Annotated in this window: 13 protein-coding genes; 5 read left to right on the plus strand and 8 right to left on the minus strand. The window is 59.7% G+C overall.

Translation table 11 applies throughout. The features are described from left to right. Window positions 1-329 precede the first annotated feature (329 nt). A complete protein-coding gene (locus T3A99_RS01230; protein ID WP_047228755.1) occupies window positions 330-3221 on the plus strand; it encodes a ribonucleoside-diphosphate reductase subunit alpha in 2892 nt (963 codons plus the stop codon). Between the two features lie 342 nt (window positions 3222-3563). Here the strand turns inward: T3A99_RS01230 and flgE are convergent, their stop codons facing one another. From flgE to T3A99_RS01260, 6 genes are all read right to left on the minus strand, one after another. Next, window positions 3564-4889: a flagellar hook protein FlgE gene (gene flgE, locus T3A99_RS01235; protein WP_274091117.1), complete on the minus strand. Its 1326-nt coding sequence runs from the start codon at window positions 4887-4889 to the stop codon at window positions 3564-3566. A 30-nt stretch (window positions 4890-4919) separates the two neighbouring features. After that, window positions 4920-5642 (minus strand): flagellar hook assembly protein FlgD, encoded by a 723-nt coding sequence (gene flgD / locus T3A99_RS01240; protein ID WP_274091118.1) that lies wholly within the window; start codon window positions 5640-5642, stop codon window positions 4920-4922. Between the two features lie 15 nt (window positions 5643-5657). Continuing rightward, window positions 5658-6101, minus strand: a complete 444-nt coding sequence (gene flgC / locus T3A99_RS01245) for a flagellar basal body rod protein FlgC (protein ID WP_014339780.1) — start codon at window positions 6099-6101, stop codon at window positions 5658-5660. A gap of 3 nt (window positions 6102-6104) precedes the next feature. After that, entirely contained in the window at window positions 6105-6512 is a 408-nt protein-coding gene (flgB, locus tag T3A99_RS01250; protein ID WP_322833871.1) for a flagellar basal body rod protein FlgB, read from the minus strand. Window positions 6513-6871: 359 nt separating this feature from the next. After that, the gene (cheR, locus tag T3A99_RS01255; RefSeq protein WP_092392907.1) at window positions 6872-7699 is read right to left on the minus strand and encodes a protein-glutamate O-methyltransferase CheR; all 828 of its coding nucleotides are present in this window, start codon (window positions 7697-7699) and stop codon (window positions 6872-6874) included. Window positions 7700-7752: 53 nt separating this feature from the next. Continuing rightward, the gene (locus T3A99_RS01260) at window positions 7753-8679 is read right to left on the minus strand and encodes a chemotaxis protein CheV (RefSeq protein WP_047228760.1); all 927 of its coding nucleotides are present in this window, start codon (window positions 8677-8679) and stop codon (window positions 7753-7755) included. A 78-nt stretch (window positions 8680-8757) separates the two neighbouring features. Between T3A99_RS01260 and flgA the strand changes: the two genes are divergently transcribed. From flgA to T3A99_RS01280, 4 genes are all read left to right on the plus strand, one after another. Next, a complete protein-coding gene (gene flgA, locus T3A99_RS01265) occupies window positions 8758-9522 on the plus strand; it encodes a flagellar basal body P-ring formation chaperone FlgA (RefSeq protein WP_047228761.1) in 765 nt (254 codons plus the stop codon). A gap of 173 nt (window positions 9523-9695) precedes the next feature. Further along, complete coding sequence (flgM, locus tag T3A99_RS01270) at window positions 9696-10010, plus strand: flagellar biosynthesis anti-sigma factor FlgM (protein ID WP_047228762.1); 315 nt, start codon at window positions 9696-9698, stop codon at window positions 10008-10010. A 48-nt stretch (window positions 10011-10058) separates the two neighbouring features. Further along, the gene (locus T3A99_RS01275; RefSeq protein WP_047228763.1) at window positions 10059-10526 is read left to right on the plus strand and encodes a flagella synthesis protein FlgN; all 468 of its coding nucleotides are present in this window, start codon (window positions 10059-10061) and stop codon (window positions 10524-10526) included. 89 nt (window positions 10527-10615) lie between these two features. Beyond that, window positions 10616-11362 carry a flagellar brake protein gene (locus tag T3A99_RS01280; RefSeq protein WP_047228764.1) on the plus strand — a complete coding sequence of 249 codons (747 nt, stop codon included), beginning with the start codon at window positions 10616-10618 and terminating at the stop codon, window positions 11360-11362. Between the two features lie 62 nt (window positions 11363-11424). On the opposite strand, the gene T3A99_RS01285 is transcribed toward T3A99_RS01280, so the two are convergent. Further along, window positions 11425-12798 (minus strand): MFS transporter, encoded by a 1374-nt coding sequence (locus T3A99_RS01285; protein ID WP_322833872.1) that lies wholly within the window; start codon window positions 12796-12798, stop codon window positions 11425-11427. 68 nt (window positions 12799-12866) lie between these two features. Next, complete coding sequence (locus tag T3A99_RS01290) at window positions 12867-14108, minus strand: glutamine synthetase family protein (protein ID WP_172833816.1); 1242 nt, start codon at window positions 14106-14108, stop codon at window positions 12867-12869. Between the last annotated feature and the right edge of the window lie 305 nt (window positions 14109-14413).

Genomic DNA, 14413 nt, shown 5'->3' on the forward strand with positions numbered 1-14413 from the left:
GTCGGACAGATAATTCAAGCGCTTTTCTTGCCTTTGTCCGACTGAAACACCGCATTTCCCCAAGACCAGACCGCCCCTCGCGGATGGCCATCGTTTCAAGGTCAAAACGACCAGAACGGTACGGGTGTTGCAGTCCATTGCAGGCACCTCTGCAATCCGGTTTCGAGCCCAGGCTCGAAGCCCAGAACTTCGGAAGGAAGCGGTATTCAGGCCTGCTTCCTACTGTCCCGAAGTTGTTATACCCGGCGCCAGTCGGTTGTAGTGCTTCAGGACGGAACGGTGGGCACCGTGATGGTGCCCAAACAAACATAGAGAATGTGGAGACACCCATGCACACCGACACAACTCGCGAGAACCCGCAGGGCACCGCGCCGCTGGCCGCTGATTCGAACTCGGATCTGGCCGCTACCGCGCCTGGCCAGCTGCGTGTGATCAAGCGTAACGGCACTGTCGTTCCTTACACCGATGACAAGATCACCGTCGCCATCACCAAAGCGTTTCTCGCAGTTGAGGGCGGCACCGCCGCCGCTTCGTCGCGCATCCACGACACCGTGGCCCGCCTGACCGAGCAAGTCACCGCAACCTTCAAGCGTCGCATGCCGTCGGGTGGCACCATCCACATCGAAGAAATCCAGGACCAGGTCGAACTGGCCCTGATGCGTGCCGGCGAGCAGAAAGTGGCCCGCGACTATGTGATCTACCGTGATTCGCGCGCCAAGGAACGTGCCACCCGCTCCCCGGCCGACGCACCGGTCCAGGCCCACCCTTCGATCCGCATCGCACGCGCCGACGGCAGCCTCGCGCCGCTGGACATGGGTCGCCTGAACACCATCGTCACCGAAGCCTGCGAAGGCCTGGAAGAAGTCGACGGCGACCTGATCCAGCGCGAAACCCTGAAAAACCTCTATGACGGCGTCGCACTCAAGGACGTCAACACCGCGCTGGTGATGACCGCGCGGACCCTGGTGGAACGCGAGCCGAACTACTCCTTCGTGACCGCCCGCCTGCTGATGGACACCCTGCGTGCCGAAGGCCTGAGCTTTCTGGAAGTCGCCGAGAGCGCGACCCACCACGAGATGGTCGACCTGTACGCCAAGGCCTTGCCGGCCTACGTCGCCAAGGGTATCGAATTCGAATTGCTGAACCCGGTACTGGCCGAGTTCGACCTGGAAAAGCTCGGCAAGGCGATCAACCACGAGCGCGACCAGCAGTTCACTTACCTGGGTCTGCAAACCCTGTACGACCGTTACTTCATCCACAAGGACGGTATCCGTTTCGAACTGCCGCAGATTTTCTTCATGCGCGTGGCCATGGGCCTGGCGATCGAAGAGAAGCAGCGTGAAGACCGTGCCATCGAGTTCTACAACCTGTTGTCGTCCTTCGACTACATGGCCTCGACCCCGACGCTGTTCAACGCCGGCACCCTGCGTCCACAACTGTCGAGCTGCTACCTGACCACCGTACCGGACGACCTGTCGGGCATCTACGGCGCCATCCACGACAACGCCATGCTGTCCAAATTTGCCGGCGGCCTGGGCAACGACTGGACCCCGGTTCGCGCATTGGGCTCGTACATCAAGGGCACCAACGGCAAATCCCAGGGCGTCGTGCCGTTCCTCAAAGTGGTCAACGACACCGCGGTCGCGGTCAACCAGGGCGGCAAGCGCAAGGGCGCGGTGTGTGCCTACCTGGAAACCTGGCACATGGACATCGAAGAGTTCATCGAGCTGCGCAAGAACACCGGTGATGACCGTCGTCGTACCCACGACATGAACACCGCCAACTGGATCCCTGACCTGTTCATGAAGCGCGTCTTCGACGACGGCAAGTGGACCCTGTTCTCGCCATCCGAAGTTCCAGACCTGCATGACCTGACCGGCAAGGCTTTCGAAGAGCGCTACGAGTACTACGAAGCCCTGACCGAGTACAACAAGATCAAGCTGTTCAAAGTCGTCCAGGCCAAAGACCTGTGGCGCAAGATGCTGTCGATGCTGTTCGAAACCGGCCACCCATGGCTGACCTTCAAGGACCCGTGCAACCTGCGCAGCCCGCAGCAGCACGTGGGCGTGGTCCACAGCTCGAACCTGTGCACCGAGATCACCTTGAACACCAACAAGGACGAGATCGCCGTCTGCAACCTGGGCTCGATCAACCTGCCGAACCACATCGTCGATGGCAAGCTGGACACCGCCAAGCTGCAACGCACCGTGAACACCGCCGTGCGCATGCTCGACAACGTGATCGACATCAACTACTACTCGGTGCCGCAGGCGAAGAACTCCAACTTCAAGCACCGTCCGGTCGGCCTGGGCATCATGGGCTTCCAGGACGCCTTGTACCTGCAGCACATCCCGTACGGTTCGGACGCTGCGGTCGAGTTCGCCGACAAGTCCATGGAAGCGGTCAGCTACTACGCGATCCAGGCTTCCTGCGACCTGGCCGACGAGCGCGGCTCGTACGAGACGTTCCAGGGTTCGCTGTGGTCCAAGGGCGTGCTGCCACTGGACTCGCAACAGATCCTGATCGAGCAGCGTGGCCAGAAATACATCGACGTTGACCTGAACGAATCCCTGGACTGGGCACCGGTTCGCGCCCGTGTACAGAAAGGCATCCGTAACTCCAACATCATGGCCATCGCTCCGACCGCCACCATCGCCAACATCACTGGCGTGTCGCAGTCGATCGAACCGACCTACCAGAACCTGTATGTGAAATCGAACCTGTCGGGCGAGTTCACCGTGATCAACCCGTACCTGGTTCGCGACCTCAAGGCCCGCGGCCTGTGGGACTCGGTCATGATCAACGACCTGAAGTACTACGATGGTTCGGTGCAGCAGATCGAGCGCATCCCGCAGGAGCTCAAGGAGCTCTACGCCACCGCGTTCGAAGTGGACACCAAGTGGATCGTCGACGCGGCCAGCCGTCGCCAGAAGTGGATCGACCAGGCTCAGTCGCTGAACCTGTACATCGCCGGTGCCTCGGGCAAGAAGCTGGACGTGACCTACCGCATGGCCTGGTACCGTGGTCTGAAAACCACCTACTACCTCCGTGCCCTGGCCGCCACCAGCACCGAGAAGTCGACCATCAACACCGGCAAGCTGAACGCTGTTTCCAGCGGCGGCAACCACGGTGACGATTCGGTCCTGGCGGCTCCAGCCGGCCCGGCACCCGTGCCAAAGGCCTGCGCGATCGATGAGCCGGATTGCGAAGCTTGCCAATAAGCTGAGTGGGTGGGCGCTGCAAGGCGCTTGCTAAAGAAGCCCCCGATAGACCGCTGGTTTATCGGGGGTTTTCTTTTGCCTTGAGAAAAGTAGCGACTGGGCTGACCCCATCGCGAGCAGGCTCGCTCCCACATATGTTCCGGTTCGTTCGCAAGATTTGCGCTCACTGAAAATCCCTGTGGGAGCGGCTTTGGTTCAGCCAGTGACCACATTGGAATGCGTCCACCTGTGGGAGCGAGCCTGCTCGCGATGAGGCCGGGACAGCCACCCCGAAAACACCCACCCACAAAAAAGCCCCTCTTGCGAGGGGCTTCTTGTGCAGCGTTCAGGCAACCATCGATATCAGGCCATCTGAATGATGGTCTGCATGATGGTGCTCTGGGTGGAGATGGTCTTGGCGTTCGCCTGGTAGTTGCTCTGGGCCTTGATCAGCTCGACCAGTTCGTTGGTCAGGTTGACGTTGGACTCTTCCAGGGAGTTGGAGACGATCGAACCCAGGGTGCCGGTTTCCGGGGCATCGTAGCCCGGGATGCCCGACGCGAAGGTTTCTTTCCAGCTGCTGCCGCCTACCGGCTGCAAACCTTGCTCGTTGGTGAAGCTGGCGAGGGCGAGCTGACCGATCGGCTTGGTCTGGTTGTTGCTGAAGTTGGCCAGCAGTACACCACTACCATCGATGGTCAGGTTGGTGATCTGGCCGGTGGCGTAGCCGTTCTGGGCAGGGATTGACCGAGCGGTGTCAGCGTTGAATTGGGTGGTGTTGGCCATGGAGACCGTAATCGTCGACGAACCGGCACCGTTGGCGGTCCACACGCCGTTGGTCACGGTACCCGGCACCCAACCGTCCAGTTCCAAATCGTTACTGATGGTCGGCGCGGTCGGCGGAACTGTGACCGGTCCTGGAGTACTGACCTGAACCAACTTACCACTCGAATCAAAGGTCATCGTCGAAGGAACCGGAGCGTTCGGCGCAACCGGCGCACTGCCATTGAGGTTACGGCCATCAATCAGGGTGTAGACATCCCACGTGTTGGCGCCAGTCTTGACCATGTACTGGTCCATGGAGTGCTGGTTGCCCTGGGTATCGTAGACAGGGGTGGTGAATTGCTTGGTGAACGTGGCGGTATCGGTTGGATCGAATACGTAGGGAGCCGCCTGGGAAATCGGCGTCGCCGTCGAATTCAGGTTGATCGTCGACGAAACCAGGCTGGTCGCTTGCGGCGGCAGGTTGGAGGTGTCGATGCGCAGGTCGGTCAGAATACCGTTGAGGATGTTGCCATTGGCATCCACGCCATAGCCCTGCAAACGCGCAGTGCCATCGCTGTTGGTGATGAAACCTTCCTTGTCGGTCTTGAACGTACCGGCACGGGTGTAGCTCAGGGAACCGTCGTTGCTCAGGACAAAGAAGCCCGAACCCTGGATGCCCATGTCCAGCACGTTGCCGGTGTTGTTGACGTCACCCTGGCTGAACTGCTGGGAGACGTTGGCCAGGCGCACGCCGTTGCCGACGGTCTTGGTGCCAGAACCCAGCTTGGTCGCCGAGTAGACGTCTTCGAATTCCGCACGGGACGATTTGAAACCGGTGGTCGCCACGTTGGCGATGTTGTTACCGGTCACGTCCAGGTGCTTGTTGGCTGCATAGAGACCGCTAAGGCCGATGTTGAAAGACATGTTGCACTCCTTTTGCCGGTTTAGTCGGCTCTACATACCAATAGTTTGTACTTTGGACAGGGCGATGCTGCCCAGCCCGGCCAAGTTGAGCATCAGCTCACCGCCGGTCTGGCTGATCGTCACGCTGCTGACGGTCGCCGGCAGGTTGGTGATCAGCGACACGGGCTTGTCATCGATAGTGGTCGAAGCGGTGAAGGTGTAAGTGCCCGACTCAAGGGTGGTGCCCGCATCGTTCTTGCCATCCCAGATGAAGGCCGAGTTACCGGCATTCTGGCTGCCCAGCTCGATCGTACGAACGGTCTTGCCGTCCTTGTCCGCGATCTTGATCGCGAGCGAAGACACCGAGGCCGGTACCACCACCGTGCCGTTGAGGCTCTTGGAGGTGTCGACCACAGCCTTGTCACCAGGGGCAATGACCGAACGGCCCACCAGTGACGAGGCTTGCAGGGCCTGGGACGAGTTGTAGTTGCCGGCAATACCGCTCACGGTTTCGTTGAGCGTGGTGATGCCTTCCAGGCTGCTGAACTGCGCCAACTGGGCAACGAACTCGCCGTTATCCTGCGGCTCCAGCGGGTTCTGGTTTTTCAGCTGGGTGACCAACAGTTGCAGGAACGCATCCTTGCCCAGCTCCTTGGAGCCGGTAGCCGCAGCTGTTGCCGAGCCCAGGCCATCGTTGGTGGTGTTGGTCTTGACCGAGGAGTTGGCCAGAATCTCGTTGAGGCTCAAACCACTGGTGGTGTTAGTGACGCTCATGTGACTCGCCCCTTATCACTGACCGAGGGTCAGGACCTTCTGCATCATGGTTTTGGCGGTGTTCATCATTTCGACGTTGGTCTGGAACGAACGACTGGCGGAAATCATGTCGGCCATTTCTTCAACGACGTTCACGTTCGGGTAATAGACGTAGCCCTTGGCGTCGGCGGCCGGATGGTTCGGCTCGTAGCGTGCGTCGAGGTTGCTCTGGTCTTCGACCACGCCGAGCACCTGTACACCCTGCCCTGCGGCGTCCTGCTCCTGGAACAGCGAGTCGCTGCCGCCGGATTGGCCGCCCTGGAACATGGTGGCGAACACCGGGTGACGGGCACGGTAGGTCTGGTCGATGCTCGACGACACGGTCTCGGCGTTGGCGATGTTACTGGCGACGGTGTTCAGACGCGTGGTCTGGGCACTCATGGCGCTGCCGGCAATGTTGAATACGCTCGCAATCGACATGACTTACTCTCCGCGCAGGGCCGATACCAGCCCTTTGAATTTGCTATTGAGCAGGGTGAAGCTGGCCTGGAAGTTCACGGAGTTTTCCGTGTAGTTGGACTGTTCCAGTTGAGCGTCCACGGTGTTCTGGTCGATCGAAGGCTGCATCGGCGTGCGGTACATCAGCGACTCATCGCCATTGCCCAGGCCTTCGGCTTCGATGTGACGGCTGTTGGTCATGTTCAGGGCGAAGTGGCCGTTCTTGGCCTTCTCGTTCTGCTCGGCGAGCACTTTGGAGAAGTCCAGGTCCCGAGCCTTGAAGTTCGGGGTGTCGGCGTTGGCGATGTTGTTGGCCAGGACTTCGGCACGCTGGGCGCGGAAGCTCAGGGCCTTTTCGTGGATGCCGAGCGCTTTATCGAAACTGATGCTCATGTTGGAAACCTTCGGGTGACCAGAATTTACGTACGATGGACATAGCAAGCGTCGTGCCACTTTCAAAAAGCCCATAAACCGGGGCTTTGCGGGCATCGGCAAAGCGGCAATGCCAGAAAAGCGGCAATCGGTTTCCGCTGGCTGCCGCTTTTCTGCCGCTTCCACCCAGGCAATGGGGATCAAATGTGGGAGCGAGCTTGCTCGCGATAGCGGTGTGTCAGTCAACATTGATGGCCTCTGCAATACCGCTATCGCGAGCAAGCTCGCTCCCACAGGAGGTTGTGGTTCATTGGAAAAAACCGGCAGGCAAAAAAAACGGGAGCCTTTGCGGACTCCCGTTTTTTTGCCAACCCAAGCAATCACTTCGCCTGATAGATGATCCCAGGACTGCACTGCACCATCTGGTAGTGGTCCGGCAAACCGTTCAGTGCCTCGGAGGCACCGAGGAACAGGTAGCCGCCCGGTTTGAGCGTGCTGTGGATGCGCAGCAGGATGTCTTTTTTCACTTCGGCAGAGAAGTAGATCAGTACGTTGCGGCAGAACACGATGTCGAACTTGCCCAGGCTGGCGTAGCTGTCCAGCAGGTTGAACGAGCGGAATTCCACGCGGTTCTTGATCGGCGCCTTGACCACCCAGCGTCCCGGCCCTTTCGGGTCGAAGTAGCGTTGCAGGCGATCAGGCGACAGGCCGCGGCCGATGGCCAGGCTGTCGTATTCGCCGGTCTTGCAGTTATTGAGCATCGTCCCGGACAAATCGGTGGCAACGATTTGCACGCCCATTTTCAGCTGGCCGATATTGGTCCGCTCGAACTCGTCGATGGACATCGACAGCGAATAGGGTTCCTGCCCCGACGAACAGGCCGCCGACCAGATCCGCAAGCGTTGCCCCGGACTGGCCTTGATGGCCGCCGGCAGCACCCTGTTCTTCAACACCTCGAACGGATAGGTGTCGCGAAACCACAGGGTTTCGTTGGTGGTCATGGCATCCACCACCATCTCGCGCAACCCACTGCGCGGCTGGGTCTGGATGCGCTGGACCAGTTCGCCCAACGATTTCAGGCCCTGTTGCTCCATCAACTTATTGAGACGGCTCGACACCAGGTATTGCTTGTTTTCACCAAGCAAAATGCCACAGGCTTTTTCCAGGAAGACCCGGAACTGTTCGAAATCCAAATTACCCGTAGACAAAATACCGCCTCTTTCATCGTATTGACTTGCCGGGCGCACAACGCGCCCGACCTTTATTCTGCAGCCTTGATGCGCTCGACTACCCGGGAAGCCAGGTCATCGGGCCGGAACTTGGCCAGGAAGTCATCGGCCCCCACCTTCTTGACCATCGCCTGGTTGAAAACACCGGACAACGAGGTGTGCAAGACAATATGCAGCTTTTGCATGCGCGGGTCGTTGCGGATTTCCGACGTCAGGGTGTACCCGTCCATCTCCGGCATTTCAATGTCGGAGATCATCATCAGAAACTCCTCTTCCGGCTTCTTGCCCTCTTCCACCAGCTTGCGCAGGTAATCCAGGGCCTGGCGTCCGTCGTTCAACGCTACCACTTCGACACCGACCGTTTGTAGACAACGGGTCACCTGCTTACGTGCCACCGAAGAATCATCAACCGTCAGGACCCGCAGCGAAATCGCCTTGTGCTGGGTTTCGGCGTCGACCACCCCCACGGAAATCGTTTCCGGGGTCGGTGCCACTTCGGCGAGGATTTTCTCCACGTCGATGATTTCCACCAACTGGTTATCGACCCGGGTCACCGCCGTGAGGTAGTGATCGCGACCGGTGCCCTTGGGCGGCGGATGGATCTCTTCCCAGTTCATGTTGACGATGCGCTCCACCGAGCGCACCAGGAAGCCCTGGGTCTTGGTGTTGTACTCGGTGATGATCACGAACGGATTGCTCTGATCCAGAAGCCGCCCCGAACCGGTCGCCATCGCCAGATCGAGAATCGGGATGGTCGCTCCGCGGATATTGGCCACACCGCACACGACGGGGCTGGACTTGGGCATCAGGGTCAGCTTCGGGCACTGGAGCACCTCGCGGACCTTGAATACGTTGATCCCGTACATCTGTTGGCCGTCGAGACGGAACAACAACAGCTCCAGGCGATTCTGACCGACCAGCTGAGTGCGCTGGTTTACCGAATCCATTACTCCCGCCATGCCCTGACTCCTACCTAACGCTAATGTGTCCGACGCGCATTCATCACTAAACGGCACGGGGCTTGCTATTGAACCGGCATGAACGCACAAACGACATTTTTTCGACGCCTGACCACTCACTGCCGCCACTGGCTCGGTGCACTGTTGGCTGCCTGCCTGCTCGCTTTGGGCGGCCCTGCCTTTGGTGCTGTTCCGGTTACCTTGCCTGATCTCCTTATCGGCGTCACTCAGGGCTTTCTTGAATTCACCGTAGAAGACTACCTGGCAACCAGTCAAACCGAAGGTCGCTACGAAATCGAAGTCAACCAGCTCGACCCGCGCCTGCGCATGCCCATGTGTGACAAGGAATTGACTGCGTCTCTGGAGAGCCCGGCCAGACCACTGGGCCGGGTCACGGTAAAGCTGCGGTGCGACAGCGCCGCGCCCTGGACGGTGTTCGTGCCCGCTCAAGTGCGCCTGTTTCGCGAAATCGTCACCACCACCCGTCCGCTCAAGCGGGCCGGGATCGTCGAGCCTCAGGACGTGACACTGCGTGAACGGGATGTCAGCCAGATCAACCAGGGTTTCCTCACCTCCGTCGATCAGGCCATCGGTCAGAAACTTGTCCGACCAATGGTCGCCGACCAGGTCATTACCCTGGTCCACCTGGAACAAGCCGAAGTGGTGCGCAAGGGCGATCAGGTGGTCATCACCGCCCGCAGCGGGACCCTGGCCGTGCGGATGCCGGGCGAGGCTTTGTCCAACGGCGGCATGCGAGAACAGATTCGGGTAAAAAACCTTAATTCCCAACGTGTTATCAAGGCGCAGGTAATGGCCCCAGGCCATGTGGAAGTGGCTATGTAGAGATCGGGTGGAAATGGGTAGAGAGCTGGCGCTTGCCCACGGTGTTCCCTAGACTGTGCCTTACGCAAAGGCAAGCGCAGACGTGCGCACGTTCATTGAATAAATGAGCCTAAAGTTTTTTTGGGGATGGCCGAAAACATGGCAAGCGTCCAAATACCCAGAGGTTTTTTACCATGGTCATCGATTTCAATCGTTTAAACAGCTCTTCACCGCTAACAGGCACTACGCGCCCTAACGCCAGCAAGGAAACCGTCGAAACCGACAAATCCGCGCCGGCCGAACAAGCCGCCACTGTCAGCAACGGGGAGTCGGTACACCTCAGCAATGAGGCTCAGCAGTTGCAGAAGGTCACTGACAAGCTGCGCGATCAACCTGTCGTCGACAACGCCCGTGTGGCCGAGTTGAAAGCAGCAATCGCCGATGGCAGCTATAAAGTCGACAGCAACCGTGTAGCCAGCAAACTGCTCAACTTCGAAGCCCAGCGCTAGGCCAACGCCTGCGCCAGGCTTTTGGACGCTTAAGACCTAAGGCCAGCCATGCACGACACTAATTTGTTGCAACTGATCACCGACGACTTTGCCCCGGCGCAACAATTGCTGGAGCTATTGCAGGCCGAGTCCCTGGCATTGCACGGTCGCGACATGCCGTCGCTGGAGAATATCCTGGCGCAGAAACAGGCATTGATCATTCTGCTCGATCAGCATGGCCGCAAGCGCAGCGAGATCCTCGCCAGCCTCAACCTGCCCGCCAATCGCGATGGCCTTGAGCAGCTGGCCAGCCAGTCGTCGGTGGGCGATCAACTGTTGTCCCAAAGTGAAGTGCTCAACGACCTGCTCGCTCAATGCCAGGCCGCCAACATTCGCAACGGACAGTCGATCCAGGTTCAGCAAGCCGCCACCGCCAACCAGTTGCGCATTCTCAACGGCGGTGAAATCCCGACGCTCTATGACGCTCGCGGTTCGACCGCCAAGATGGTCAAGCACCGCCCGCTCAGCCAGGCATGAAACGAACAGTGCCGGCGCTCTATCAACGCGCGACACATGCTGGCAAAATGCTGGCTACTCGTCGTATTTTGCCTGGAGATTGACCCACCGTGTTCAATGCCTCAAACGCGGATGATGCTCCGCAGCCGCCCAAGGTCCTCGCCACGCCCCTGGAAATTTCCGGCAACCTGCGGATGCTGCAAGATAGCCATGACCCGCTGATCATCACCTTCCACGAACGCAGCCAGCGCTTCCAGAGCTATCTGGTCGATGTCGACCGGGAGCGTAACGCCCTAGCCCTGGATGAAATGATCCCCCGGGACGGCGAACGCTTCCTGTTGGCGGGCGAGCCGTTTCGTGTCGAGGGTTTCCATGATGGCGTGCGCATCGCGTGGGAAAGCAACGGCCCTTTGACCATCGATGAGTCCAGCGACGGCCGCTGCTATCGCGGCGCCTTGCCTGACGAAGTGGTTTACCACCAACGCCGCAACGCCTTCCGCGCCGCCCTCAAGCTGGCGCAACTGGTAAGCGTCGAGCTGGGCGGTGACAAACTCAAGTCACCGGTTGACGGCAAGCTGCTGGACATTTCCGCCACAGGCTGCAAGTTGCGTTTCGAAGGTGACATTACCGCACGCCTGCAATTGGGCCAGGTCTATGAGCGCTTTATCGCGGCATTGCCCTTCGGCAACATGACCGCACCGGTCGAACTGCGTTATCTGCATTTCGAAGAAAGGATCAACACCACCTTCGCCGGCGTACGTTTCCACAACATCAGCGGCCTGGTGCAACGGCAGGTTGAGCGCTTCGTATATCAGCTGCAACGCGAAGCCCGTCGTTTCGACAAAGACGACCTCTGATTTTCGACACGTAAAAAAACGGGCAGTCCCTTGCGGTGACTGCCCGTTTTTTTATGACTGGCTCAAGGCCTGGCCTGAGTGAAATCGGGGCTCGACGGCTCGTCGCTGACCTCTTCGGCGACAACCTCCTCCATGACGGGTTCTTCGTCGGCCGGTTCTTCCGTCGGCACAGGATCGACGTGCATCTGCTCCTGCACCACTTGTTCGTCGACCCGGGGATCGAGGCACGCCACCAGAGGCGAACTCGACATGCTGTCCGGCATCGCCACGTGATGCAGCGGTGCGTCGTCAACCTGATGCAGGTTGGTCACCGCCTTCGGCCGGATTCGCCACACCAGCACCAGGGCGAAGAAGGCAAAAAAGGCATAGAGCATCTGGCTGCCGAACATCTTCATCAGCACCCCCGCTACCAGCGGCCCGATACTGGCGCCAACCCCATAGGTCACCAGCAGCATGGCCGTCAGGGATACCCTTCGATCAGCTTCGACGTGGTCATTGGAAAACGCCACTGCCAACGGATACAGGCAGAACTGCACCAGCGAACAGAAGAACCCCGCGACGAACAGTACCTCCAACGGCACCGTAGGCAATATCGCCAACGGCAGCGCACAGACTGTCAGCACCAGCGCAAAGCAGCGGATCAGCAGCGCCCGGTCATATCGATCGGAGAGCCAGCCCAGGGGCCACTGAACCAGCAATCCGGCAAAGATGCAGCTACCCATGAACAGACCAACCTGCTCGGTCGACAGCCCCTGCTGAGAAGCGTACAGCGGCGCCAGGCCATAGAACGAACCGACGATCAGCCCCGAGCCCAGCACCGTACTCAATGACTGCGGCACTCGCTTGATGAAAAAGCGCGGCTCCATGGGCGCCGGGTGCAGCGCCGCCGGGTGAATCCGCCGGGTGAGTGTCACCGGCACCAGGCACAAGGCGAAGCACAGCGCCACCAGCATCAGCAACTCAAGCCCCAAGGCCGGGTGCATGACCAGAATCAACTGACCCAGCACCAGGCCCAGGTAGGAAGCGATCATGTAACCACTGAATACCACGCCACGCTGCTTGGCATCGGCCTGCTCGTTGAGCCAGCTCTCGATCACCATGTACTGGCACATCATGCCCAGGCCGACAATTACCCGCAGCACGATCCAGGCCGGCAGCCAATCCACCAGGCCATGGCCCAGCACCGCCGCACCGACAATCCCGGCGCAGGCCGAATAAGCCCGGATGTGCCCGACGCGGGCGATCAGCCGGTGGCCGATCTTGCCCCCCAGCACCAGGCCGAAATAGTTGGCGGCCATAAGCGCACCGACCCACAGGCTGTCGACATTGTCGGCAGCCAGGCGCAAGGCCAGGTAGGTACTCAGCAGGCCCGAGCCGATCAACATCATCAGCGAGGCGAAATACAGCGCTCGAAAAGGTTTCCAGATTTGGCGCATCGGCGTTCCGAGCGGCTCCTTGAGATGAGTACGGGCTATTTAGAAGATAGCCCGAATGCGACGTTGGGTTATGCCTGGGCCGCTAGAACACGCCGCTCCCAGGGAGTAATTTCATCAAAGAAGCTGGTCAGCTCCATGGTCTTCGAAGCGATGTAGCCTTCGATGAACTCCGTACCGAACAGTTCCTTCGCCAGATGACTACGCTTCAGACGTTCCAGGGCTGCATGCAAGGTACATGGCAGCGAAAGATTGTCCGGCACTTGGAATTCGCCCTGGATCGCGGCGCTCGGCTCCAGGCGATTTTCGATGCCATAAAGCCCCGCAGCCAGACTGGCGGCAATCGCCAGATAGGGGTTGGCATCGGCACCCGGCAAGCGATTCTCGACCCGACGGGCCGCCGGCGAACTGGCGGGAATCCGCAACCCGGCCGAACGATTGTCATGGGACCAACAGGCATTGTTCGGTGACGCAAAAGGGTGACACAGGCGCTGGTAGGAATTCACGTTCGGCGCGAACAGCGCAGTGAAATCCGCCATGCCAGCCTGTTGCCCGCCGATGAAATGCCGGAACGCCGCCGTCGGCTCGCCCGCTTCGTCGCTGAACACATTGCGGTCGCTGTCCAGCTCGACGACGCTCTGATGAATATGCATCGAACTGCCCGGCGTATGGGCCAGGGGCTTGGCCATGCAGACCACGGTCAGGCCGTGTTTGAGGGCAACTTCCTTGAGCAGGTGCTTGAACAGGAACGTCTGGTCGGCCAGCAACAGAGGATCGCCGTGAAGCAGATTGATCTCGAACTGGCTCACGCCCATTTCATGCATGAAGGTGTCGCGGGGCAAGCCCAGCGCCGCCATGCATGCATAGACCTCTTTAAAGAACGGTCGCAGGCCGTTATTGGAACTGATGCTGAACGCCGAGTGACCGTCTTCACGCCGTCCGTCCAGGCCCACAGGCGGCTGGAACGGCTGGGTCGGGTCCGGGTTGGGGGCGAACACGAAAAATTCCAGCTCGGTCGCCACCACGGGCGCCAAGCCGAGGGCGGCATAACGAGCAATAACCTGTTTGAGCTGACCGCGCGTGGAGAGCCGGGAGCTTTCACCAGTCAGCTCATCAGCGTCGCAAATCGCCAAGGCTCGCGGCTGTTCGCTCCAGGGCAAGCGGTGAATGTGTTTCGGGTCGGCCACCAGCGCCAGGTCGCCGTCGTCGCTGCCATAAAAACGCGACGGCGGATAACCGCCCATGATGCACTGCAACAGCACACCCCGCGCCATCTGCAACCGTCGACCCTCGAGGAAGCCCTCGGCAGTCATCACCTTGCCTCGTGGCACGCCATTCAAATCCGGGGTGACACACTCAATCTCATCAATGCCCGTCAGTCGCTGCGCGAGTGAACACTGGCCATCGGTCGTCATGACGCAATCCTTGTTATGTGCGAGCCGCTAACGGCAACCCGTACAAAATAGGCTTCGGGTGTTCGGAATATCAAGCGGCCCAAGACAATAAACAACAAGCCCTGGAATACTGGGTGGGAGCGAGCCTGCGCGCGATGGCGTCGGGTCAGCCAATGCTGAGTTGACTGATACACCGCTATCGCGAGCAGGCACGCTCCCACAGG

Source organism: Pseudomonas sp. N-137, assembly GCF_034555295.1.
In the GTDB taxonomy this organism is placed as follows: Bacteria; Pseudomonadota; Gammaproteobacteria; order Pseudomonadales; family Pseudomonadaceae; genus Aquipseudomonas; species Aquipseudomonas rhizophila.

Excerpts from the sequence above, each read along its gene's own strand:
- T3A99_RS01230 (WP_047228755.1), top strand. The coding sequence starts at position 330 with ATGCACACCGACACAACTCGCGAGAACCCGCAGGGCACCGCGCCGCTG.
- flgE (WP_274091117.1), bottom strand. The coding sequence starts at position 4,889 with ATGTCTTTCAACATCGGCCTTAGCGGTCTCTATGCAGCCAACAAGCAC.
- flgD (WP_274091118.1), bottom strand. The coding sequence starts at position 5,642 with ATGAGCGTCACTAACACCACCAGTGGTTTGAGCCTCAACGAGATTCTG.
- flgC (WP_014339780.1), bottom strand. The coding sequence starts at position 6,101 with ATGTCGATTGCGAGCGTATTCAACATTGCCGGCAGCGCCATGAGTGCC.
- flgB (WP_322833871.1), bottom strand. The coding sequence starts at position 6,512 with ATGAGCATCAGTTTCGATAAAGCGCTCGGCATCCACGAAAAGGCCCTG.
- T3A99_RS01260 (WP_047228760.1), bottom strand. The coding sequence starts at position 8,679 with ATGGCGGGAGTAATGGATTCGGTAAACCAGCGCACTCAGCTGGTCGGT.
- flgA (WP_047228761.1), top strand. The coding sequence starts at position 8,758 with ATGAACGCACAAACGACATTTTTTCGACGCCTGACCACTCACTGCCGC.
- flgM (WP_047228762.1), top strand. The coding sequence starts at position 9,696 with ATGGTCATCGATTTCAATCGTTTAAACAGCTCTTCACCGCTAACAGGC.
- T3A99_RS01275 (WP_047228763.1), top strand. The coding sequence starts at position 10,059 with ATGCACGACACTAATTTGTTGCAACTGATCACCGACGACTTTGCCCCG.
- T3A99_RS01285 (WP_322833872.1), bottom strand. The coding sequence starts at position 12,798 with ATGCGCCAAATCTGGAAACCTTTTCGAGCGCTGTATTTCGCCTCGCTG.
- T3A99_RS01290 (WP_172833816.1), bottom strand. The coding sequence starts at position 14,108 with ATGACTGCCGAGGGCTTCCTCGAGGGTCGACGGTTGCAGATGGCGCGG.